At 71.6% G+C, this 22,875-nt stretch carries 20 protein-coding genes and 1 pseudogene; 4 read left to right on the top strand and 17 right to left on the bottom strand.

Translation table 11 applies throughout. The annotated features are described in order from the left end of the window. Positions 1–12 precede the first annotated feature (12 nt). Both typA and ACQEUU_RS32640 read left to right on the top strand, forming a co-directional pair. On the top strand, positions 13–1,863 hold the full coding sequence (typA, locus tag ACQEUU_RS32645; protein ID WP_433073044.1) for a translational GTPase TypA: 1,851 nt from the start codon (positions 13–15) through the stop codon (positions 1,861–1,863). A gap of 319 nt (positions 1,864–2,182) precedes the next feature. Then, positions 2,183–4,708 (top strand): hypothetical protein, encoded by a 2,526-nt coding sequence (locus ACQEUU_RS32640; protein ID WP_433073041.1) that lies wholly within the window; start codon positions 2,183–2,185, stop codon positions 4,706–4,708. Here ACQEUU_RS32640 and ACQEUU_RS32635 read toward each other — a convergent pair whose 3' ends face one another. From ACQEUU_RS32635 to ACQEUU_RS32615, 5 genes and pseudogenes are all read right to left on the bottom strand, one after another. After that, positions 4,709–5,362 (bottom strand): DUF2461 domain-containing protein, encoded by a 654-nt coding sequence (locus ACQEUU_RS32635; RefSeq protein ID WP_433073038.1) that lies wholly within the window; start codon positions 5,360–5,362, stop codon positions 4,709–4,711. Between the two features lie 30 nt (positions 5,363–5,392). Beyond that, positions 5,393–6,157, bottom strand: coding sequence for a polysaccharide deacetylase family protein (locus ACQEUU_RS32630; protein ID WP_433074471.1), 765 nt, complete (start codon positions 6,155–6,157; stop codon positions 5,393–5,395). A gap of 63 nt (positions 6,158–6,220) precedes the next feature. Continuing rightward, on the bottom strand, positions 6,221–6,526 hold the full coding sequence (locus ACQEUU_RS32625; RefSeq protein WP_433073035.1) for a hypothetical protein: 306 nt from the start codon (positions 6,524–6,526) through the stop codon (positions 6,221–6,223). 120 nt (positions 6,527–6,646) lie between these two features. Then, positions 6,647–6,862 (bottom strand): annotated as a pseudogene (locus tag ACQEUU_RS32620) (cupin domain-containing protein); the annotation flags it as partial. Positions 6,863–7,115: 253 nt separating this feature from the next. Beyond that, entirely contained in the window at positions 7,116–7,697 is a 582-nt protein-coding gene (locus ACQEUU_RS32615) for a sigma-70 family RNA polymerase sigma factor (protein ID WP_433073032.1), read from the bottom strand. Between the two features lie 247 nt (positions 7,698–7,944). On the opposite strand from ACQEUU_RS32615, the gene ACQEUU_RS32610 reads away from it, so the two are divergent. Then, on the top strand, positions 7,945–9,018 hold the full coding sequence (locus ACQEUU_RS32610; protein WP_433073029.1) for a PLP-dependent cysteine synthase family protein: 1,074 nt from the start codon (positions 7,945–7,947) through the stop codon (positions 9,016–9,018). Here the strand turns inward: ACQEUU_RS32610 and ACQEUU_RS32605 are convergent. The 6 genes from ACQEUU_RS32605 to ACQEUU_RS32580 form a co-directional block, all read right to left on the bottom strand. Continuing rightward, positions 9,015–10,607 carry a tetratricopeptide repeat protein gene (locus ACQEUU_RS32605; protein ID WP_433073026.1) on the bottom strand — a complete coding sequence of 531 codons (1,593 nt, stop codon included), beginning with the start codon at positions 10,605–10,607 and terminating at the stop codon, positions 9,015–9,017. The two genes, ACQEUU_RS32610 and ACQEUU_RS32605, sit on opposite strands and share 4 nt — an antisense overlap. 376 nt (positions 10,608–10,983) lie before the next feature. Beyond that, entirely contained in the window at positions 10,984–12,147 is a 1,164-nt protein-coding gene (gene ftsY / locus ACQEUU_RS32600) for a signal recognition particle-docking protein FtsY (RefSeq protein WP_433073023.1), read from the bottom strand. A 71-nt stretch (positions 12,148–12,218) separates the two neighbouring features. Next, positions 12,219–15,941, bottom strand: coding sequence for an AAA family ATPase (locus ACQEUU_RS32595; RefSeq protein ID WP_433073020.1), 3,723 nt, complete (start codon positions 15,939–15,941; stop codon positions 12,219–12,221). A 201-nt stretch (positions 15,942–16,142) separates the two neighbouring features. Then, the gene (locus ACQEUU_RS32590) at positions 16,143–16,337 is read right to left on the bottom strand and encodes a hypothetical protein (protein ID WP_049556952.1); all 195 of its coding nucleotides are present in this window, start codon (positions 16,335–16,337) and stop codon (positions 16,143–16,145) included. Positions 16,338–16,528: 191 nt separating this feature from the next. Next, positions 16,529–16,804: an acylphosphatase gene (locus ACQEUU_RS32585; protein ID WP_270158031.1), complete on the bottom strand. Its 276-nt coding sequence runs from the start codon at positions 16,802–16,804 to the stop codon at positions 16,529–16,531. 80 nt (positions 16,805–16,884) lie between these two features. Next, positions 16,885–17,769, bottom strand: coding sequence for a LysR family transcriptional regulator (locus ACQEUU_RS32580; protein ID WP_433073017.1), 885 nt, complete (start codon positions 17,767–17,769; stop codon positions 16,885–16,887). A 91-nt stretch (positions 17,770–17,860) separates the two neighbouring features. Between ACQEUU_RS32580 and ACQEUU_RS32575 the strand changes: the two genes are divergently transcribed. Beyond that, positions 17,861–19,159, top strand: coding sequence for an MFS transporter (locus tag ACQEUU_RS32575; protein ID WP_433073015.1), 1,299 nt, complete (start codon positions 17,861–17,863; stop codon positions 19,157–19,159). On the opposite strand, the gene mutM is transcribed toward ACQEUU_RS32575, so the two are convergent. From mutM to rsmD, 6 genes are all read right to left on the bottom strand, one after another. Next, positions 19,107–19,952: a bifunctional DNA-formamidopyrimidine glycosylase/DNA-(apurinic or apyrimidinic site) lyase gene (mutM, locus tag ACQEUU_RS32570; RefSeq protein ID WP_433073013.1), complete on the bottom strand. Its 846-nt coding sequence runs from the start codon at positions 19,950–19,952 to the stop codon at positions 19,107–19,109. The genes ACQEUU_RS32575 and mutM overlap by 53 nt on opposite strands. A gap of 1 nt (position 19,953) precedes the next feature. Further along, entirely contained in the window at positions 19,954–20,673 is a 720-nt protein-coding gene (rnc, locus tag ACQEUU_RS32565; protein WP_433074468.1) for a ribonuclease III, read from the bottom strand. A gap of 212 nt (positions 20,674–20,885) precedes the next feature. Beyond that, the gene (rpmF, locus tag ACQEUU_RS32560) at positions 20,886–21,065 is read right to left on the bottom strand and encodes a 50S ribosomal protein L32 (RefSeq protein ID WP_082535183.1); all 180 of its coding nucleotides are present in this window, start codon (positions 21,063–21,065) and stop codon (positions 20,886–20,888) included. A gap of 1 nt (position 21,066) precedes the next feature. Continuing rightward, complete coding sequence (locus ACQEUU_RS32555; protein ID WP_433074465.1) at positions 21,067–21,636, bottom strand: YceD family protein; 570 nt, start codon at positions 21,634–21,636, stop codon at positions 21,067–21,069. 50 nt (positions 21,637–21,686) lie between these two features. Then, positions 21,687–22,163, bottom strand: coding sequence for a pantetheine-phosphate adenylyltransferase (coaD, locus tag ACQEUU_RS32550; RefSeq protein WP_433073011.1), 477 nt, complete (start codon positions 22,161–22,163; stop codon positions 21,687–21,689). Positions 22,164–22,191: 28 nt separating this feature from the next. Then, a complete protein-coding gene (gene rsmD / locus ACQEUU_RS32545; RefSeq protein WP_433073009.1) occupies positions 22,192–22,755 on the bottom strand; it encodes a 16S rRNA (guanine(966)-N(2))-methyltransferase RsmD in 564 nt (187 codons plus the stop codon). Positions 22,756–22,875 lie beyond the last annotated feature (120 nt).

The following is a 22,875-nucleotide window of genomic DNA, read 5'->3' as shown; positions in this document are numbered from 1 at the left end:
CGAGAACTCATCATGCCTTTGAACAGCCGCGACGACCTGAGGAACATCGCGATCATCGCGCACGTCGACCATGGCAAGACCACTCTTGTCGACGCCATGCTGTGGCAGTCGGGGGCGTTCCGCGCCAATCAGGACGTCGACGACCGGGTCATGGACTCCAACGACCTCGAACGCGAGAAGGGCATCACCATTCTCGCCAAGAACACCGCCGTACGCCACGGCGGCATGACGATCAACATCATCGACACCCCGGGCCACGCCGACTTCGGCGGCGAGGTCGAGCGCGGCCTGTCCATGGTCGACGGCGTGGTGCTGCTGGTCGACGCCTCCGAGGGCCCGCTGCCCCAGACCCGGTTCGTGCTGCGCAAGGCGCTGTCGGCCAAGATGCCCGTCATCCTGTGCATCAACAAGGTCGACCGGCCCGACTCCCGCATCGCCGAGGTGGTCGACGAGGTCTACGAGCTGTTCATGGACCTCGACGCGACCGACGACCAGATCGACTTCCCGATCGTGTACGCCTCGGCGAAGGCGGGCCGCGCCTCGCTGGAGCGCCCCGCTGACGGCGGCATGCCCGACTCGCCGGACCTTGAGCCGCTGTTCGACATCATCAAGTCGACCATCCCGGCGCCCACCTACGACCCCAACGCGCCGCTCCAGGCGCACGTCACCAACCTCGACGCCTCGTCCTACCTCGGCCGCATCGCGCTGTGCCGGATCCACCAGGGCCGGCTGACCAAGGGCCAGCAGGTCGCCTGGTGCCGCACCGACGGCAGCATCCAGAAGGTGCGGATCACCGAGCTGCTCATGACCGAGGCTCTGGAGCGCAAGCCCGCCGAGGAGGCCGGCCCCGGCGACATCATCGCGATCTCCGGCATCCCCGAGATCATGATCGGCGAGACGCTGGCCGACCCCGAGGACCCGCGCCCGCTGCCGCTCATCACCGTCGACGAGCCCGCCATCTCGATGACGATCGGCACCAACACCTCGCCACTGGTCGGCAAGGTCAAGGGCGCCAAGGTCACCGCCCGCATGGTGAAGGACCGCCTCGACCGGGAGCTGGTCGGCAACGTGTCGCTGCGCGTGCTGCCGACCGAGCGGCCCGACTCGTGGGAGGTGCAGGGCCGCGGCGAGCTCGCGCTGGCCATCCTGGTCGAGCAGATGCGCCGCGAGGGCTACGAGCTGACCGTGGGCAAGCCGCAGGTGGTCACCAGGGAGATCGACGGCAAGGTGCACGAGCCGGTGGAGCGGCTCACCGTCGACTGCCCTGAGGAGTACCTCGGCGCCGTCACCCAGCTCCTGGCCGTCCGCAAGGGCCGCATGGAGCACATGACCAACCACGGCACCGGCTGGATCCGGATGGAGTTCGTGGTGCCGGCGCGCGGCCTGATCGGCTTCCGCACCGAGTTCCTCACCGAGACGCGCGGCACCGGCCTGGTGCACCACGTGTTCGAGGCGTACGAGCCCTGGTTCGGCGAGCTGCGCACCCGTGGCAGCGGCTCGCTGGTGGCCGACCGCTCCGGCCCCGTCACCGCGTTCGCGATGCTCAACCTGCAGGAGCGCGGCACCCTGTTCGTCTCGCCCGGCACCGAGGTCTACGAGGGCATGGTCATCGGCGAGAACTCCCGCGCCGACGACATGGACGTCAACATCACCAAGGAGAAGAAGCTCACCAACATGCGCTCCTCCACCGCCGAGGAGACGGAGAAGGTGATCCCGCCGCGGGTGCTCTCGCTGGAGCAGGCGCTGGAGTTCATCCGCGAGGACGAGTGCGTGGAGATCACCCCCGACGCGGTGCGCATCCGCAAGGTGATTCTCGACGCGGCCACGCGCGGCCGCGCCGCGGCCCGCGCCAAGCGCGCCTGAGCGTTCTGACTCGAAAGTCACCCCGCCGTGTGGAGAAGCATTCTCCGGTACGGCGGGGTGACTTTGCTCATTTACCGGCCCGGACAATGGGGAAACCGGGCCATGGGCCACGGATGCCCAGGTCGGAGCCGCTGTGACGCACGGGTGGGGATTTCCGTCACCTCTCTAGTGAGGTGTGCGGGACACGCCCGCAGGGAATTCAAAGATTGGCGTGATTTTCCGCCCCGGAAAAGACCGAAGGCGTCAACGCCGGGGCAACGTCATCACACCGTTACCCGTCAGAGAGAACAATCGGCCGGACGAGTGAATCATCCAGACTGTGGAAAGGCTCCGAGCTGTCATCGGGTTCGGGCTGGCTGTCCTGTCGCTGGGCGCCATCGCCTGGTGCGCCGTCACGGCCCAGCCCGTGCCGCCGCCTGCCTCTCCGCCCTGGCCGGCCGAGACCGACTCGTGGGACGTGTCCGCCCCCCGCGCCGGACCGGCCGTCGAGCGTGACCGTGAGGCGCTCACCGAGGTGACGGTCGCCCCGGCGAGCGCCGCCGACCTGGCCGGGGTGCCCGAAGGGCGGCTGGACGAGCGGCTGCGGCAGGTGAGGGTGACGATCGTGCACCGGCTGCGGATGGACGCCGCCGACAGCCTGGCCGGGACGCTCCGGCAGGGCGCCGAGTTCCCGCGCGGGATGCGCCGCTTCACCGACGACGGGTTCGGCGCCGTCAAGGTCAACGGCACCGTGCTCGCCCCGGCGGGCCGGCTGCCGCCGCTGCTCACCACCGCCGGCGGCCGCACCACGGTCCGCTTCACGGTGACCCTGCTGCGCCAGGTGCGGCCCGAGGAGCTGCTGCGGCTCGACTTCAACGCCCCCACGGCCCGGCCGCTGCTGGTCGTCTACCGCAAGGTCACCCTGCGGCCGGGCGAGTGGACCGTGCTCCGGGCGACCTCGATCGAGCCCGACCGGGAGGAGCCGGAACGGCTGGAGTTCACCGTCGGCCTCTACCCGGTGAGCGTCACGCTCGCGCCGGACGCGTACGGCTTCCCCGACGTGCGGGAGGAGGACGACTTCTCCTGGGCGACCGCGCTCGGCGTGCTCACCGCGATCGTGCTGGCGGTGCTGCTGCTGCGGGCGCTCGGCGGCCGCTGGTGGCGGCGCCGCCCCAACCGGGAGCTGGCCGCCGGGCTGGGCCTGGCGGCGCCGGTGATCCTGCTGGTGGCCGTGGCCGAGGAGTTCACGCTCCTCGCGTACCTGATGCTGTTCGTCGGGCTGCCGCTGCTGGCGCTGCGCCACGCCGTCCAGGTGCTGCCGAGCGGCCCGCAGTGGACGCCGCGCGACGCGCTCGGCGCGACCGGGGTGGGCGTGCTGCTCGCGGTCGGCATGCTGTCGTGGTCCTACCGCTACGGCCAGTTGCCGGGCGACACGCTGGTCACCGGGACGGCCGTGGCGGCGGCCGCGGCGGCCGGGTCGGCGATGGTGCTCAGCGCCGACCTCGGGGTGCGGGCCGTGGTCGTGCGGCTGACCGCCTTCGCCGCGGGGTCCGCTGTCGCGCTGCTCGCGCTGGTGCTGTGGGCCAGGGCGCTGGCCACCCAGGTCTATCCGCCCGACAGCGTCCGGTTGCTGCTCGCGTTCTGCTGGGCGCTGCTCCCGGTGGCCGCCGTCGCCGTCGCCGTCAAGCAGTGGACCCGCGGCGCGGTCGTGGTCGCCGTCGTGGTGAGCCTGCTGGTGCAGGGCTGGCCGACCGAGTGGCTCGACGCGGGCTCGTGGAGCCGGGCGCTGCCCGAGCAGGCCGTGCCGCGCATCGGCGAGCTGGAGCTGACCCCGCTGGTGCGCGGGGTGATGGGCCTGCTGCTGCTCGGGTTCCTGCTGCTGGTGCTCCGGCTCAGGCGGCTCGGCACCGCCCTGGGCGCGACGCGGGACTCCGCGGCGGAGTCCACGATGATCGTCTGTCTGATGGTGGCCTACCTGGCCCCGCAGGGCAGCGCCACGCTGGGCGACATCAACGTGCCGCTGCCGATGCTCTCCATCACCGCGCTCATCGCCTGGGTGACCGCGCGCTGGCTGCTGGCCGACCCGCACCCGTCGGTCGTCGAGCCCGGCGACCAGGAGGAGCATCGGGAGCTGATCAGGGCCGCGCTGCACCGGCGGCTGCTGCTGGGCTCCGAGCAGGAGTTGTACCGCGCCGGCCGCGGCCGGCTGGGCGCAGGCGAGCTGTCGATGGCGGAGTTCGACCGGCAGCGCGAGGCGCTCGACACGGCGCTGCGCGGACACGGCAGCCATCCCGAGACCGCCTTCGCCACCGCCGCGGGCTGCTCACCCTGGCACAACGGCGTCTACGGGTTCATCGTCAGCCTGCTGCTGAGCCTGCCGTTCCTCATCGTGTTCGGGGTGCCGATCGGGGCCGACCTGAGCAGTTTCGTGTTCGAGGCCCGCTCGGTGATCGCGCTGCCCGCGTTCGGCTTCCTGTTCGGTTACTTCTATCCGCGCATCCGCGGCACCCAGCCGATGACGAAGGCGCTCAACCTGATGGCGGCCGCGCTGGCCACCGAGCTGTCGGGCTACGTGGCCGCCCTCGCCGAGCCCGACCTGGGCGCGATGGACAAGGTGCAGGTGGTGGCCATCATCGTGGGCAAGGTGGCGCTGGTCTCGATCGGGCTCGGCCTCTACTGGGAGTGGCGGATCATGCACCTGGCCGGCGAGCCGTGGGCGAGGGTGCGCAACATCCGCAGCCTGCGCAGCCTGGCGACGCCGCTGCTGGCCATCATGATCGCGGCGATCACCACCGCCGCCACCTCGGCCGCCGGCCAGACCGTCGACCGCATCCTGCGGGGGGACGAGACGTCCCAGCAGCCGTGATCAACTCCGGTCCGGCAGCTCGCTCCCCCGTACGTGCGCGCAGAGCCAGTCGATCAGCGGCCCGAAGTCGCGCCAGCAGGCGCGCACCCGGTCGGCGGCCTCGGCGGTGTGCACCCACGGCTCCGGTTCGAACCCGCGGCCGGCGTACAGCGACCTGTGGCGCAGCAGGTCGAGCCTGGGGTGGTCGGCGGGCACGCCGCGCGGCCTGGTCTTGAGCCGGTCGCCGCCGCGCTCGTAACCGGCGGCGTCGAGGGCCGCCACGACGCGTTCCAGCGGTTTGCCGGTCACGTCCTCGTCGACCGCCGCGCGGAACCGGGCCACCTGGTCGGGGGCCTGCGAGTAGACGCCGCCCGCGGCACGCAGGCCGTCCGCGCTGACCTGGGCGTAGAACCCGATGCCGGGCATCAGCCCGACGAAGGCGCCCTGGTGGGTCTTGTACGGCGACTTGTCCCTGGCGTAGCGGACATCCCGGTACGGGCGGAAGAGCTTGGCCTCACCGAACTCGTCCGCCAGCTCGTCGGCCAGTGCCTGCATCGGCGCCCGCACCGCCTCCTCGTACAGGCTCTTGTGGCGGGCGAAGTAGGTCTTGGAGTTGTCCGCCTCGAGGCCCTCGTAGAACATGAACGCCTCGTCAGGGATGCCGGTGAAGCCCATGCCTCCCAGCCTGCCATGCCGCTTCGGCGGTCACCGCTCCGGAGGGGCCTGGCGGTAGCGCCGGCCCGGCCGCGGCGGCGTCCGGTAGAGCTCGCTCACGGTCACCATCCGGTAGCCCTCGCGGGTGAGCGTGTCGAGGATCCGCGGGACCGCGTCGACCGTGGTGCGGTGGATGTCGTGCAGCAGCACCACCGCGCCGGGTCTGGCCCGCGACGCGCGCCTGGCCACGACGGAGCTGACCCGGTCGCGCCAGTCGTAGGTGTCGACGTTCCACAGGATCTGCGCCAGCCCGCGTTCCCGGGACTCGGCCGCGACCCGGTCATCGGTGGACCCGTACGGCGGCCGCATCAGGCGCATCCGCACGCCAGTCAGCGCGCGCACCAGGTCGCCGGTCCGCTGCAGTTCCCGGGCGATCAGCGGGCGCGGCAGGGTGGGCAGCTCGGCGTGGCTCCAGGAGTGGTTGCCGAGCTCGTGGCCCTCGGCGACGATGCGCCGCAGCCGGGCGGCGCCGCCGGGGGCCTGCGCCATCTGCCCGACGACGAAGAACGTGGCCCGGGCGCCGTACTCGCGCAGCATGGTGAGCAGCCGGTCGGTCTCGGCTCCCGGCCCGTCGTCGAAGGTGAGGGCCACGCACCGGCGGCATCCGGTGACGGCGGGCGGAGGCCAGTCGCGCTGCATCGGGGTCAGCCGTTTGACCAGCGTCTCCGGGTCGGCCGCGGAAGGCGGGCGCGCCATGAGGGGCACCCGTGCCGGCGGCTGGGCCGCGCATCCCGTCACCAGCGCCAGCACCGCCATCGGCAACACGGGCGCAGCCCTCCACGCGCGCATGTTCCCCCCGGCGGCACGCTCACGAGGGCATCACGGATAGTCGCCGGCAGGCCGCCCCCGCAAGTCCCTGACCAGCTCTTCCCACCATGATGGGATATCCGCCTGCAACTCCTTGTAACGACGCGCCACTCTTAGGGCACATCCGGCCGGATCGGTCCCAAGATGGCGGCGTTTCACCGGGCCTTCACGCCAGCGGTAGAAACCGTCCCGGTAGCGCACGACAAGCCCGATCCAGACGGGCAGGGTCGCGCCGTCCCCCAGTTCGTACGCGGTGGTCACGCCGAGGCCGTGCAACTCCGCATGGAGTTTCTCCGTCGCCGCACGGGACTCACTCACGCGCCACCCCCTGCCGACGATCCGCCGTACACGAGGAGGTGTACCCATTCACAGCCCGCAGCCGTCAAGGACATGGAGTAATCATGAAACTCCGCCCGGCGATCAGGAGGGCGTTCGACGTTATTGGTCGGCCGCCTCGCGCGGCTCCGCCACGACCATGATGAACCGCAGCTCGCCGGCTCCGGCGTTGGCGTAGCGGTGGGCTCTGTCGGCGGTGAAGAGTACCGCGTCGCCGGCCCTGACCACGTGACTCTTGCCGTGGACCGTCAGGGTCAGCTCACCGTCGAGCACGGTCAGCATCTCCCTGGTGCCCGCCGGGTGCGCGTCGCCGTCGTGGTGCTCGCCGGGACCTGCTGGCCCAGCGGCAGGGCCTGCTGAGCCTGGTCGCCGTGCTCGTCTCGCTCTACCCGGCGAGCACGCTCCTGCTGGCCCGGCGGGTGCTCGGCGAGCGGCTGCACGCGGTGCGACTGACCGGCGTGGCCTGCGCGCTGGGCGCGGTCGCCCTCATAGCCGTCGCCCAGCGCCGCGGACCAGCAGGCGGCTCCCGCGGCGGGGCCGCATGGATCCAGGGGCGGGTGAGAGACGGGGATCAGGCGGCGTCGGCGGCGGTCCGGAGCGCGCCCTCCTCGCGGGCGTACTCCTCCAGCATCCCCCGCAGCTGCCGGCGTCCCCGGTGCAGGCGGGACATGACGGTGCCGATGGGGGTGCCCATCCGCTCGGCGATCTCCTTGTAGGCGAACCCCTCGACGTCCGCCAGGTAGACCGCCACCCGGAAGTCCTCGGGGAGCGAGCGCAGCGCGTTCATCACGACGCTGTCGGGCAGCCGGTCGAGCGCCTCGGTCTCGGCCGAGCGCAGCCCGGTCGAGGTGTGGGACTCGGCGGCGTGCAGCTGCCAGTCCTCCACGTCCTCGGCGGCCGACAGCTTGGGCGAGCGCTGCTTCTTGCGGTAGTCGTTGATGAAGTTGTTGGTGAGGATGCGGTGCAGCCACGCCTTGAGGTTGGTCCCCTCACGGAACTGGTGATAGGACGTGTAGGCCTTGGCCACGGTCTCCTGCACCAGGTCCTCGGCGTCGGCGGTGTTGCGGGTCAGGCGCATGGCGGACGCGAACAGCTGCGACGTCACAGGTACGACATCGCGCTCGAACCAGTCTTGACGCTGCTCTTCGGTCATCGTGATCAAATCATTCCCCCTTGCGCTATCCCCCGTTTCGGCACCGGCCGGCTGACAGCGGTTCCATCGTCTCAGGCCCCGCGTAAGGGCCGCGTTAGGGGTTCCGCGCTGGTCAGAGAGGTTTCCGGTCTCTGTGCTCGCGGCGCGCTTCGTCACGTCCACGGCAGGACACGTTTCATAATAGTAACACTATTTCCTCATTTCTATGGAAAGAGTGGCGGGAATCACATGAGATAGCGTATAGACCATGGATTTTGTGGACCGGCATGCTCCGGCGACGCGACGGTGGGTGGCCGAGGCCGTCCACAAGGTGGAGGCCGACGCCAACCGGAGCTGTGATACGCACCTGCACGTGTTTCCGCTGCCCTCCGAGTGGGGGGTAAACCTCTACTTGAAGGACGAGTCGGTGCACCCCACCGGTTCACTGAAGCACCGCCTCGCCCGGTCCCTCTTCCTGTACGGCCTGTCCAACGGCTGGATCGGCCCCTCCACCACGATCGTCGAGGCGTCCAGCGGGTCCACCGCGGTGAGCGAGGCCTACTTCGCCCGGCTGCTCGGGCTGCCGTTCATCGCGGTCATGCCCGCCGCCACGTCGCCGGAGAAGATCCACCTGATCGAGTTCTACGGCGGCAAGTGTCACCTGGTCACCGACCCGGGCGCGATCTACGAGGAGTCCAGGCGGCTGGCGGCCGAGACCGGCGGCCACTTCATGGACCAGTTCACCTACGCCGAACGGGCGACCGACTGGCGGGGCAACAACAACATCGCCGAGTCGATCTTCGACCAGATGAGCATGGAGCCGCACCCCGAGCCCACCTGGGTCGTGGTCGGCGCCGGCACCGGCGGCACCAGCGCGACGATCGGCCGCTACATCCGCTACCGCCGCTACGCGACCCGGCTGGCCGTCGCCGACGTGGAGGGCTCCGCCTTCTACCCCGGCTGGGTGTCCGGCGACGCGGAGGTCACCGCGCCCGGCTCGCGGATCGAGGGCATCGGCCGGCCCCGGATCGAGCCGTCGTTCCTGCCGACGGTGATCGACCGCATGATCGCGGTGCCCGACGCCCGCTCGATCGCCGCCATGCACTGGGTGCGCGAGGTCACCGGCCGCGACGTGGGCGGCTCGACGGGCACCAACGTCGCCGCCTGCGTCGAGCTGATCAGGGAGATGCGCGAGGCCGGGGAGCCCGGCAGCGTCGTCACGCTGATCTGCGACAGCGGCGACCGCTACCAGGGCACCTACGGCAACCCCGCCTGGCTCGCCGGCCAGGGCCTCGACATCGGCCCTCACCTGGCCGAACTACGCGCCTTCCTCCCGACCTAGACGACGGCGAGTTCGGCCAGGGCCTGGCGGATCTGCTCGTCGCCGGGGTCCAGGGCCGCCGCGCGCCGCAGGTCGGCCCGCGCCGCGTCCAGCTCACCGAGCGAGCGCAGCGCGTAGGCCCGGTTGAACCGCACCTCCGCCCCGTCCTGGAGCTCTATCGCCCTGGTCAGGTCGGCCACCGCCGCGTGCGCGTCACCCTCCTCGAACGCCAGCGCGCCCCGCCCGGCCCAGGCCACGGCCAGGTCAGGGGCCCGTTCCAGCGCCGAGTCGAACGCCTTGCGGGCCTCCACCAGGTCGCCCCGCGCCGACTCGATCTGGCCGAGGACGCTGAGCAGGAACGGGTTGCCGGGATCGCGCCGCGCGTCCGCCCTGGCCCGGTCGAACTCCTCCAGGGCCACCAGCAGGCCGGCCCGGTTCACGTACGCGTCGGTGAACCCGGGATCCAGCTCGATCGCGTGGTCGAGGTCGGCCAGCGCCCCGGCCATGTCGCCGCGCGCGTAGCGCGTCTCGGAGCGGTTGTAGTAAGGCTCGGGGAAGGGCGGCCCGGCCCGCATGGCGCTCTCGTAGTCGGCCTCCGCCTCCTCCCGCCGACCCAGCCGATACAGCAGGTTGCCCCGGTCGACGTAGTGGTCGGGATAGCCGGGGTCGGCGGCGACGGCGGCGTCCAGGTCGGCCAGCGCCGCCTCCAGGTCGCCGCGCATGGCCAGCAGCCGCGCCCGGTTGGCCCGCAGCACCAGCCGGTGGATCGGGTGGTGCGGCGCCAGGTCCCGTTCGGCCAGGTCGATGGCCTCCTGCACGAGCCGCATGGCCTCGTCGGCGCGGCCCAGGCGGACCTGCACCAGCGCCTTGCCGTTCAGATCGAACCCCAGGTGGAACGCCCGCTCGCGCCGGTCGGGCAGCAGGGAGGTGAGCGCGACCGCCTGGTTGATCCAGGCCAGCGCCTCCCCGGGGTCCCTGCTGCCGGGGTCGTGGTGCCTGACCAGCAGCATCGCGGTCGCGTACGCGGCGGTCGCGAGGTTCTTGGGGTCGGTGCTCGCCCGCCGGCCGCGGTCGAGCAGCTCGCGCGCCTCGTCCTCGCGGTCGAGCGCGGCCAGCGCGGTGGCGGTCCGGTGCGCGAGCGTCCACCACTCCTCGCCGCCTTCCGGCAGCGCGGGCAGCAGCGCCGCCCCGGCCTCGGCCATCGCGTGGTGGAAGCCCTCGTTGCGGTAACGGTCCAGCTCGGGTCCGAGCGCGTACGCGGGAGCTGGATGCGGGGGCCCCGAGGACTCGCGGGAGATCGTGAGCTCGGGCACCCGCCGTTCGAGCACGTCCAGCAGCCGCAGGTCGGTGGGATCGGCGTGCGCGGTGTTGACCACCCGCAGCTCCAGCGGCCCGGTCGCGGCCAGGTGGGCGCGGGCGAACTCCGCCAGCCCGTTCGCCAGCCGCAGCGTGCGCAGCGGCGCGGGCACCAGGATGCGCTCGGGCTGGGGCAGCCGGTCTGCCAGCGTCACCCGCCGGGCCGGCACCCGGTCGCGCAGCGCGGGCGCCACCGCTCTGATCTCGATGTCGTGGGCGGCGATCAGCGCGTCGTCCGCCTCGGGCACGAGCACGTCCAGGAATGCGGCCCCGAACGTGTAAGGCCCCCGGAGCCCGCGATGAGCGTCAAAAGTGATCCGTCTCAGAACCGTCGCTCCCCTGGCACGAAGAAATGACCAGAATTCACGGTATGAACTATCCGAATTCTGGAGAAAAAAGTGGGCGGCGCTCCCCTCGGAAAGCGCCGCGCCCTATGCCACAGAGGAGGTCAGGCGGCGTGCTTCGGCGTCGCCGCCCCTGCCAGTGCGACGGTCCCAGGCTTGTGGACCACGACCTTCTTCATGTTGGCCCTTTCCGACTCCATGTCCGACAGACCGTCCAATGTCAGCACGGCTACCGGCGGACGACAAGGGCTGCCACGAAAACTGATATTTCCGGATCAGTCACCACTTACTCGCCCAGGATGGCGTCCACAAAAACCTCCGGGTCGAACGGCGCCAGATCGTCCGGACCCTCGCCCAGACCCACCAGCTTGACCGGAACGCCCAGCTCCCGCTGGACGGAGATCACGATGCCGCCCTTGGCGGTGCCGTCGAGCTTGGTCAGCGCGATGCCGGTGATGTTGACCACCTCGGCGAACACCTGGGCCTGGCGCATGCCGTTCTGACCCGTGGTGGCGTCGAGGACGAGCAGCACCTCGTCGACGGTGGCCTTCTTCTCGATGACCCGCTTGACCTTGCCCAGCTCGTCCATCAGGCCGGTCTTGGTGTGGAGGCGGCCGGCCGTGTCGACGATCACCACGTCGGCCTTCTCCGTCATGCCCCTGGCGGTCGCGTCGAACGCCACCGAGGCCGGGTCGCCGCCCTCGGGGCCGCGCACGACGTCGGCACCCACCCGGTCGCCCCAGGTCTGGAGCTGGTCGGCGGCGGCGGCGCGGAAGGTGTCGGCCGCGCCCAGCACGACCTTCTTGCCGTCGCCGATCAGCGAGCGGGCCAGCTTGCCGGTGGTGGTGGTCTTGCCGGTGCCGTTGACGCCGACGACCAGCACCACCGCCGGCCGCTCACCGTGCCTGGCCACGTGGAGCGTGCGGTCGAGGTCGGGGTTCACCTGGATGAGGAGCTGCTCGCGCAGCAGCGCCCTGACCTCCTCGGGCGTGCGGCTGCCGAGCACCTTGACCTTGGTCTGCAGCTCCTCCACCATGGCGCGGGTCGGCGCGACGCCGACGTCGGCCGTGATCAGCCGCTCCTCGATCTCGTCCCACACCTCGTCGTCGAGGCGGTCTCGGGACAGCAGCTCCAGCAGGCCCCGGCCGAAGGAGCTCTGCGACTTGGCCAGCCGGGAGCGCAGCCGCACCATCCGGCCCGCCGACGGCGGCGGCACCTCCACCTCGGGCGCCTTGACCATGGGCTCGGCGGGGGCGGTGGGCTGAGCCGGCGGCGGGATCGTCGTGGTCGCGCCTTCGGCCTCCCCGGCCGCCGGCGGGCGCTTCTCCTCCTCCTCGGGCAGAGGAGGCGCCTGAGGAGGAGGCGGCGGCGCCGCTTTGCCTCCCGGCCGGAACAGCAGGAACAGGCCACCTGCCGCGATGAGGGCGACAAGGACCACGATCACGATCACGCCGAGGTAACCATCCACAAGATGTCAGTTTTCCAGATGGACCGGCATGGTCAGGACCAAGGGCGCGCCGATCAGGCCGGCTCGCGCTCCCGCAACCGCTGACTGACCACCTGCGTCACCCCGTCACCGCGCATCGACACGCCGTAGAGGGCGTCGGCGATCTCCATCGTGCGCTTGTTGTGCGTGATGACGATCAGCTGGGAGCTCTGCCGCAGCTCCTCGAAGAGCGTCAGCAGCCGCTGCGTGTTGGTGTCGTCGAGCGCGGCCTCGACCTCGTCCATCACGTAGAACGGCGACGGCCGCGCCTTGAAGATCGAGATCAGGAACGCCACGGCGGTGAGCGACCGCTCGCCGCCCGACAGCAGCGACAGCCGCTTGACCTTCTTGCCCGGCGGCCTGGCCTCGACCTCGATGCCGGTGGCGAGCATGTCGTCGGGCGCGGTGAGCACCAGCCGCCCCTCACCGCCGGGGAACACTCTGGTGAAGATCTGCTCGAACTCGCGGGCCACGTCCTCGTAGGCGGAGGCGAACATCCGCTCCACCCGCTCGTCGACCTCCTTGACCACGGTCAGCAGGTCCCTGCGGGTCTTCTTGAGGTCCTCGAGCTGCGAGTTGAGGAAGGCGTGGCGCTCCTCCAGCGCCGCGAACTCCTCCAGGGCCAGCGGGTTGACCTTGCCGAGCTGGTTCATCTGCCGCTCGGCGACGCGGGCCCGCTTCTCCTGCTCCTCGCGCACGTACGGAACGGGGGGGTCGCCCGGCACCGGCGCGTCGGGGCCGTACTCGACGACCAGGGCCTCGGCCTCCACCCCGAACTCGTCCATCGCCCGCCGCTCCAGCTGCTCCAGGCGCATCCGCTGCTCGGTACGGGCGACCTCGTTGCCGTGGACGCGGTTGACCAGCTTGTCGAGCTCCTGGCCCAGCTCACGCACGTGCAGGCGGACCTGCTTCAGCTCGGCGTCGACGGCGACCCTGGCGAGCTCGGCCTCGTCGCGCTCGCGGGCGGCCAGCTCGACGGAGGCCGACAGCGCCGTCAGGACCTTCTTCGCGCCCTCGCTCACCCGCCGGGCCACCTCCGCCTGCCTGCGCCTCCTGGCGCGCTGAGCGGCCGCCTGGGCGCGCTCCTGGCGTTCCCGCTGCGCCGCCCTGGTCAGGCCGTCGGCGCGGCCCTCGATGCCTTTGACGCGCTCCTCTGCGGTGCGCACCCGCAGGCGGGTCTCCATCTCGCGCTGGCGGGCCGTCCCGGACGCCGAGGCCAGCTCGTCGCGCCGGTCGGTGGTCGGCTCGCTCTCCAGCTCCTGCGCGTACTCGGCCTCGGCCAGCCTGATCTCCAGCTCGGCCAGCTCCTCCAGGCCCTCGGCGCGGGCCTCCTGCGCGGCGCCGACGCTCCGCCCGAGGCGCTCGGCCTCGCCGCGGGCCGCCTGGGCGGCGGCCTCCAGCTGGGCCAGGCGCCTGGCCACCGCCGCGGTGGCCTGGTCGGCCTCCCGCTGGCGGGCCCTGACCCGGTCCAGCTCCGCCTGGGCCGTGTTGACGCCGCTCTGGGCGGCGCCTGCGGCGGTCTGCGCCTGGCTCACCCCGGCCTGCGCCGCCTCCAGCGCCGCCTGGGCGGCGTGCTCGGCCTCGACCGCCTCCGCCAGCCCGGCGGCGGTCTGACCGGCGCGGGTCTCGGCGTCCTCCAGATCGGCGACGGCGTCGTCGAGCGCCGCCCGCACCTGCAGCACCGACGTGCCGCCCTCGGACCCTCCGGCCGCGACGTGCGCGCTCACGAGGTCGCCGCCCGTCGTGACGGCCCGCAGCTCCGGACGCTCCCCGACCACTCGCCGCGCGGTCTCCAGGTCCGCCACCACCACGACGCCGCCCAGCACCTGATCGAGCGCGGCCCGCAGGCGTGCGGGCACGCTGACGAGCCCGACCGCCCAACGCCCACCGGCCGGCGCCTCGGCGAACTCGCCGTCACCAGCCGGCCCGCCCGCGTGGTCAGGGCCCGCACCGCCGGGGCCCGCGCCGTCAAGGCCGGCGACCAGGAGCGTCGCCTGGCCGGCGTCCTTGACGCGCAGCAGCTCCAGGGCCGCCACGGCGGTGGTGACCGACTTCACGGCGATGGACTCCGCCACCGGGCCGAGCGCCGCCGCCACGGCGAGCTCCGCGCCCGGGGTGACCTGCATGACCGCGGCGAGCGGGCCGAGCACCCCGGCCAGGTCGGTCTCCAGCAGGGCCGCGCCGCCGTCGCCCTTGGCCAGGCCCAGCTCCAGCGCGTCGCGCCGGGCGCGCAGCGCCGCCACCGCCTGCTGAGCCTCCTGGTCGGCGGACCTGGCCGCGCCGACGCCCGCGCGGGCGGCCCGCAGCGCGGCGCGCGGGCCCTCCAGCGCCGCCTCGGCCTCCTCGGCGGCGGCGCGCGCCTCCTCGGCCGCCGCTCTGGCCTCCTCGACCCGCGCCTGGGCGACGGCCAGCTCCTCGGCCAGCGCCGGATCGAGCTCCGGCTCCTCCAGCCGCTGCGTCTCCAGCTCCTCGCGGGCCAGCCGCTCGCGCTCCGCGGCCTCGGCCGCCGACCGTTCCAGCCGCCCGATCTCCTCCTCGGCCGCCCGCGTCCTGCTCCGTACGGCGTCGACCTGGCCGCGCAGCCTGGCCAGGCCCTCGCGGCGGTCGGCGGCGGCCCTGGCCGCCATCGCCAGCCGGCGTTCCTCGGCGGCCAGCTCGGTCTCGGCCTCGGACCGGCGCTCGACGGCCTCCTCCAGCAGCTCCTGGGCCTGTTCCAGCTCGGCGCGGAGGATCAGCTCGCGCTCGCGGACCTCGGCCGCCTCGCGTTCGAGGTCCTCGGGGTCGCGGCCGCGCCGCTCGATGGCGGCGGCGTCGAGCGCGTGGCGGTGGCGTTCGGCGGCGAGCTGCTCCAGGCCGGAGAGACGCTCGCGCAGGGAGGACAGCCGGAAGTAGGTCTCCTGGGCGGCGGCCAGGCGCGGCTGGGTCTCGGCCTCGGCCGCGTCGAGCGCGGTCTCGCGCCGCTGGGCCTCGGCCAGCGCGGCCTCCACCTGGGAGCGCCTGGTCAGCACCGCCGCCTCGTCGGCGGCCTCGCGCTCCAGCCGGACCCGGAGCGTGCAGACGTCGTCGGCCAGCAGCCGCAGTCGCGCGTCGCGCAGATCGGCCTGGATGACGGCGGCCTTGCGGGCGATCTCGGCCTGGCGGCCCAGCGGCTTGAGCTGGCGGCGCAGTTCGGTGGCGAGGTCCTGCACGCGGGTCAGGTTGGCCTGCATCGCGTCGAGCTTGCGCAGCGCCTTCTCCTTGCGCTTGCGATGCTTGAGCACGCCCGCGGCCTCTTCGATGAAGGCCCGCCGGTCCTCGGGGCCGGCGTGCAGCACGGCGTCGAGCTGGCCCTGACCGACGATCACGTGCATCTCGCGGCCGATGCCCGAGTCGGACAGCAGCTCCTGGATGTCGAGCAGGCGGCAGGTGTCGCCGTTGATCGCGTACTCGCTCTGCCCGGACCGGAACATCAGCCGGCTGATCGTCACCTCGGTGTAGTCGATGGGCAGCGCGCCATCGGTGTTGTCGATGGTCAGCGTGACCTCGGCCCGGCCGAGCGGCGGCCGGGACGAGGTGCCGGCGAAGATGACGTCCTCCATCTTGCCGCCGCGCAGGGACTTGGCGCTGTGCTCGCCCATCACCCAGGCGAGGGCGTCGACGACGTTGGACTTGCCGGAGCCGTTAGGGCCGACGACGCAGGTGATGCCGGGCTCGAACCGCAGGGCGGTGGCGGAGGCGAAGGACTTGAATCCGCGCAGGGTCAGGGTCTTCAAATACACGCGCGGACCCCCTTCTCCCTGGACGGACTCCGGGAAAGACTACTGGTCCCGACTGCCCGTCGTTTGCCGGTGCGGTCGGGACCTGAGGGAGCCCTGTCGAGAAGGTAGGAAACTGTCTCTTGTCAGAACATTGTTTTAACTACGGCACATAACAAGGGACGCCTCGTGGAGACGTCCCTGGATCTTGCGCTCCGATCACTCTCAGGTGAGTGCCGGCTCGCGCTCCTGCATGCGACTGATCGCCTCGTCGCGGGTCTGTGCCGCAAGAGCGTCATTCTGGGCCTGGAGTCGGATGAGTTCTGCCTCCAGGTCACGGATACGCTGCTGCAAGCGGCGCATTTCCGAGACCATACGAGGGTCAGGACCGCCGACGTGGCCGAGTAGAGCCTTCGCCATGGTAAAGGGTCCTCCACGCTGAGTGACCAGACTGGTTCGCGCACTTCTTATTCCGCGGGAGGGGTGCGCGTGGTACCTAACAAGGGTCGCACCGGCAGAGTGGGCGGTCAAGTCGAAGCACGGGCTGAAGCCCACCCGCAAGCACTCCCGACATATAACTATACCCTATTTGCACGGTTCAACGAAAGCGCCTACCTCTCCACAAAACCACCCAAACTACCTCGGGGTTCGCTCCACCGTTCCACTACTCCATCGACTTTCCCCGGCGTGTCGCAACCTCGGAGCAGGTCGAGCAACTTGACGCAGGCCTCGCGCCGCCCTTCGGCCACGATCTCCACCCGCCCGTCGCCGGTGTTCCTCGCCCAGCCCACCAGGCCGAGCTCCAGCGCCCTGGCCCTGGTCCACCACCGGAACCCGACCCCCTGCACCCGCCCGCGCACCCACGCCGTCAGCCGTACGTCATCCATGTCTCCCCGGTGATCCTCTCCGCCCCACGACGCCCCGCCGTCTCCGGGGCCACCTCGCCCGATCATGCTTCGCGCCCTTCTCACGCCACCCGCGACCCGGCCGCCGCCGCGCCGAACGCCCTGATGGCCGCGGTCTCCAGCTCCCCAACCCAGGCCAGCCCGAGCACCGACGGGGGCAGCCCGGTGACGGGCACGAAGCTCACGTCCGGCCGCCGGTGATGGGCCGCCGTGGGGGCGCAGAACAGCATCCCGCCCCGCCCGAGCGCCACCTGGGTCAGGCCCTCCTGTCCGGTGGTCACCGTACCCGCCCGCGGGATCGGCCTGCCGGAAGGAGTCGCGGACGGGGTCACCCGTTCCCTCCACGCGCGCGGCGCGGGACCGTCGAGGCCGATCATGGGGAGTCCGGCCAGCTCTTCGGCGTCGACGCCGGTCCGCCCGGCCCATGGATGCCGGGCGGAGACGCCCAGCAGGTAGGAGACCCGGTTCAGCCCCTCCCCCGTCTCCAGGTCGGGCTCGTCCACGGGCAGCAGCGTGAACACGACGTCCACCCGCCCCGCCCGGAGCTTGCCGAACGGGTCCGAGAGCGGGATCTCCACCAGCTCCACCTCGCAACCCGGATGCCGGCGCTCGAAAGCCCGCACGCTTCCCGTGACGACGTCCGTGGGCGTGGCCAGGAAGCCCACCCTGAGCAGCCCGGTCACCTCGCGGGCGACCGCCTTGGCCCGGCACACCGCGCTCGCCAGCCCGTCGTAGGCGGGCCTCAGGTCAGCGAGGAACCGTTCGCCGAACGGCGTCAGCCGCACCCTTCTGCTGGTCCGGTGGAACAGCCTGGCGCCGATGCGGCTCTCCAGCGAGCGCGTGAGCTGGCTCACCCGGCCCGGCGACAGGTAGAGCCGCTCCGCCGTACGAGCGAAATGCAGTTCCTCGCTGAGCACCACGAAGCACTCCAACTCCCTGAACTCCATCCCATCCTCCGCGGATCGCTTAGCCTGACTCAACCAAGCCTTCGGCCTTCGCCATTGTTCCCGGGGGCGCGCCGCGGCGAGTCTGAGCGTCATGACCATGACCGTCGACTCCACTTCCGGCCGGGCGCGGTGGCTCGCCGTGGCCTCCCTGGCGATGGGCACCTTCGCCATCGTGACCAGCGAGATGCTTCCCGTCGGACTCCTGACCTCCATCAGCGGCGAGCTGGGCGTGTCGGACGGCACGGCGGGTCTGATGATGTCGGCTCCCGGCCTGGTCGCCGCAGTTTCGGCGCCCGTGCTCGCGATCATCGCCCGGCGGCTCGACCGGCGCCTCACGCTGGTGGGGCTGATGGCCCTGCTGGCGGTCGCCAACCTGGGGTGCGCGCTCGCCCCCGACCACCTCGTCATGCTCGCCGCCCGGGTGCTGACCGGGGTGAGCATCGGCGGTTTCTGGGCCTTCGCGGCGGGCCTGGGCCCGCGGCTCGTGCCGGACCGGTCCGTCGGCAGGGCCACTTCGACCATCCTGTCGGGCGTGTCCGTGGCCTCGGTGCTGGGCGTGCCGGCGGCGGCGTTCGTCTCCTCGTTCGCGGGGTGGCGAGTGGCCTTCGCGGCCCTGGGGCTGGTCGCCTTCGTCCTGGTGGCGCTGCTGGCCGCGACGCTCCCCCCGCTCCCCGGCCACCCCCGTCCCCAAGCGTCCCCGCACCGCGAAGCACCCGGACCGGCTGCGCCGTCTCCCGGGCCGTCTCCCGACATGTCCGGCTCCGCACGCCCGGAGGCGTCCGGGCCGGTGCTGGACGTGCTTCGCTCCGGATCGGCGGAGCGCGAGGATCCGGGGAGCCGCCGTGGGAAGATCTCTCGGCCGCTCAGGATCGTCCTCGTGCTGACCGTCCTGATCATCTCCGGCCACTTCGCGGCCTACACGTACGTGCGGCCGTTCCTGGAGCAGGAGGCGGGCGCCGGCTCCGGCCTCGTCGGCACGGCGCTCCTGCTGTACGGCGCGGCGGGCGTGCTGGGGAACTTCGCTGCAGGCGCACGGGCGGCCAGGCGGCCCAGGGCGGTGCTCATCACGCTGGCCGTGCTCATGGCCGTGGCCACCGCGGCGCTGCCGCTGATCGGGCAGCCCCTGGCCGCGCTGATGGTGTGGGGCCTGGGCTACGGCGGCGTGGGCGTGACCCTGCAGCTGTGGATCATGCGCTCGGGCGGTGGCGAGCTCGGCACCGCGCTCTTCGTCGCCGCCTTCAACGTCTCCATCGCCCTCGGCTCCTTCGCGGGCGGCCGGGTGGCCGACGGCGTCTCGGTCGCCGCGACCATGTGGCTGGCCGCGGCTCTCACCGCCGTCAGCGTGGCCGTCGCTGGCATCGGGGGCAGAAGTACGAGGAACGGTTCATGAAGGGCTCCCGCCTGATCGGCGTGCCGCACCGCGAGCAGGGCTGCTCACGCCGCCCGTAGACCTCCAGCGAGCGGTCGAAGTAGCCGCTCTCCCCGTTGACGTTCACGTACAGGCTGTCGAAGGACGTGCCGCCCTGCAGCAGCGCGGCCCCCATCACCCGGCGGACCGCCTCCAGCAGCTCGGCGATCTTGGGACGGGTCAGCGTGTTGGTCGGCCGCGCCCAGTGGAGCCGGGCCAGCCAGAGCGCCTCGTCGGCGTAGATGTTGCCGACCCCGCTGATCAGCGACTGGTCGAGCAGCGCCCGCTTGATCTCGGTCCGCTTCCTGCGCAGGCCGGCGGCGAAGCGGGCCTCGTCGAACGCGCTCTCGAAGGGGTCGGGCGCGATGTGCGCGATCGGCTCGGGCACCCCGCCGGCCAGAGGGCTGACCATGACGTGGCCGAACGTCCGCTGGTCGACGAAGCGCAGGTCGGGGCCGCCGTCGTGGAAGCGGAGCCGTACGCGCAGATGCTTCTCCTGCGGCGCGTCGTGCGGCACCACGAGCAACTGGCCGCTCATGCCGAGATGCGCCATCAGCGCCTCCTCGGCGCCCGACAGCGGAAGCCACAGGTACTTGCCGCGCCGCTCGGCCGAGAGGGGCGTGCGGTTCTGGAGCCGGGCGGCCAGCTCCAGCGCCCCGGGCAGGTGACGCCTGATCGCACGGGGGTGGAGCACCTCGGCAGAGGCGATCTCCCGCCCGGTCACCCACTGTTGGAGACCGCGGCGGACGACCTCTACCTCGGGCAGCTCCGGCAACCTAACCCGCCGGCTGGCTCTCGCGCTGATCGCGCCCGGCCCGGATGCGGGTCCAGGCGGCCTCGGCGGCCTGCTGCTCGGCCTCCTTCTTGCTGCGGCCGGTGCCGGCGCCGTAGGACTCGCCGCCCACCCGCACCTCGGCGGTGAACGACTTGGCGTGGTCGGGGCCGCTCTCCTCGACGTGGTACTCGGGCACGCCGAGCGCCTCAGAAGCGGTCAGCTCCTGCAGCGAGGTCTTCCAGTCGAGCCCGGCGCCGAGCGAGGCAGAGCGCACGATCAGCGGGTCGAACAGGCGGTGGACCACCCGGAACGCCTCGTCGAGGCCCTTGTCGACGTAGACGGCGCCGATGAGCGCCTCCAGCGTGTCGGCCAGGATCGAGGACTTGTCGCGCCCGCCGGTGCCCTCCTCGCCTCTGCCGAGGCGAAGGAACCGGCCGACGCCGAGCCCGCGGGCCACGTCGGCCAGGGCGCGCATGTTGACCACCGCGGCCCGGAGTTTGGCCAGCTGGCCCTCGGGCAGGTCGGGATGGTTGTGATAGAGGGTGTCGGTGACCACGAGTCCGAGCACCGAGTCGCCCAGGAACTCCAGGCGCTCGTTGGTCGGCAGGCCGCCGTTCTCGTACGCGTAGGAGCGGTGCGTGAGCGCCCGCTCCAGGATGTCGGGATCGAGGGCCACCGACAGGACTCGCTCGATCTCGTCTCTGGCGACCTCCACGGCCACCGGCTTAGGACCTGCGCCCACGTGCTTTCCTCCTCGGACATCTCCACACGGCGCGACGGCTGCGGAAGATGCCCGAAAACGTGGTGGGCGTCGGGGGACCGGATCTCCGGCGTCCACCACGGCCGCGGGCGAAACCGCCACCGCACACGTCTGAGACGGTAACGCCGGCCGGGGCACGATGGCACCGGCCGGAATCACGTCAACTCGGCGGATCAGGCAGACGGCTCGACGACCTGACGACGGTTGTAGGTGCCGCAGGTGGGGCACGCGATGTGCGGCTGCTTCGGAGACCGGCACTGCGGGCAGCTCACCAGGGCGACAGCAGTCGTCTTCCACTGGGAGCGACGGGCGCGGGTGTTGCTCCGCGACATCTTTCGCTTCGGGACGGCCACGTCACTTCTCCTGATCGTTATCGTTCTCGGTCATCAGACCCTGCAACGACGCCCAGCGGGCGTCGATCTTGTCGTGCCGGTGATCGTCGCCGGCCTCGGCCAGCTTGATCCCGCATTCCGTGCACAGCCCCGGACAGTCGTCCTGGCAGACGGGGCTCAGCGGCAGTGCGAGCACCACCGCGTCGCGGAACGTCGGCTCGAGGTCGAGCAGATCCCCGTCGAGCAGCGAGTCCTCCTCCGAGGCGTCCTCGTCGGAGTAGAAGAACAGCTCCTGGAGCTCGACCTCGATGTCGGAGGACACCGGGTCCAGGCACCGCGCGCACTCCCCCGTCAGCGGGGCCTGCGCCGTGCCCGAGACGAGCACGCCTTCCATCACTGCTTCGAGCCGGAGGTCCAGCTCGACTTCGGCGTCTTTCGGCACGCCGATCATGTCGACGCCGAGATCTGCCGGTGCCGGAAGGACCAGGGCAAGCTCCCGCATCGTGCCCGGCCGCTTTCCCAGGTCGTGGGTGGAGATCACCCAGGGGGAGCGGGGGTCGAGGTGCTGAGTCATCCTGCTCTCGCTAGGCATGGCGAAAACGCCGTCGTACAAGGCCGAAATCAAAGAATACCAGGTCGCCGTCAGCCCTTGAGCCGCTCGGTGAGCAGCTGGTGGACCAGGTCGGGGACCAGGCCTGACACGTCCCCACCGTACCGGGCGATCTCCTTCACCCGGCTCGACGACAGGAACGAGTATTCGGGGTTGGTCGGCATGAACAGCGTCTCCACGCCCGACAGCCGGTAGTTGAGCTGCGCCATCTGGAGCTCGTAGTCGAAGTCGCTGACCACCCGGATGCCCTTGACGATGGCCGGGATGTCGTTCTGCTTGCAGAAGTCGACCAGCAGGCCGTGGAACTTGCGCACCTTGACGTTGGGGTACTCCTTCGTCACGGTCTGCAGGACGTCGATCCGCTCGTCGACGGTGAACAGGCTGCTCTTCTCGATGTTGATCAGCACCGCCACGACGACCTCGTCGTACAACCTGGCGGCTCTGGCGATGATGTCGAGGTGGCCGTTGGTGATGGGGTCGAACGACCCCGGGCAGACTACGCGGCGCAAGACGCCTCCTCTGGTCTACGGGCGGTCATCATTCCCCGGCGGCGCGACCGTACCAAACGGACGCTTCACCGTAACGGCGGACCCTCTCCTCAATGAAGCCATCAGGCCACACCAGGGCCTTTCCCCTGCTTTCCCGCTCAAAGGCCACCAAAGCCCCGGACAGCAGCCAGCCGTTGTCCCGCAGCGCCGCCAGCACCCGGGCCACCTCCTCGTCACCCACCGCGTACGGAGGATCGGCGAAGACGATGTCGAACGGCTCCGCGCACGGCTCGGCCAGCACCCGCTCCACCCGGTCGGCCAGCACCGCCGCGCCGTCGAGCCGGAGCGCGGCCATGTTGGCCCGGATCGTGCGCACCGCCTTCGGGTCGGACTCCACCATCAGCGCGTGCGCCGCCCCCCGCGACAGCGCCTCCAGGCCGACCGCCCCCGAACCGGCGTACAGGTCCAGCACCCGGGCGCCCGCGAGCCCGTACAGCGAGTCGAGGGTCAAGAAGACGCCTTCGCGCGCCCTGTCGCTCGTCGGTCTCGTGCCGCGGCCCGGCGGCACGTCGAGCCGCCTCCCACCTGCGGCGCCCGCGATGATCCGAGTCATGGGAGCCATTGTTCCGCATGCCGGAGCAGGTCAAGAGTGGACAAGTGTCGGCCTCGACTGCGCAAGGGTGATTCACACCGGGTGGCTCGGTGAGCATGATGAGTTCTGCGGCCTTCGAGG

The sequence above is a fragment of the Nonomuraea sp. CA-218870 genome, from assembly GCF_050936535.1.
Taxonomy (GTDB): domain Bacteria; phylum Actinomycetota; class Actinomycetes; order Streptosporangiales; family Streptosporangiaceae; genus Nonomuraea; species Nonomuraea corallina.
Note: the sequence above shows the minus strand (reverse complement) of the source record. Positions and strands in the feature narration are given on the sequence as shown.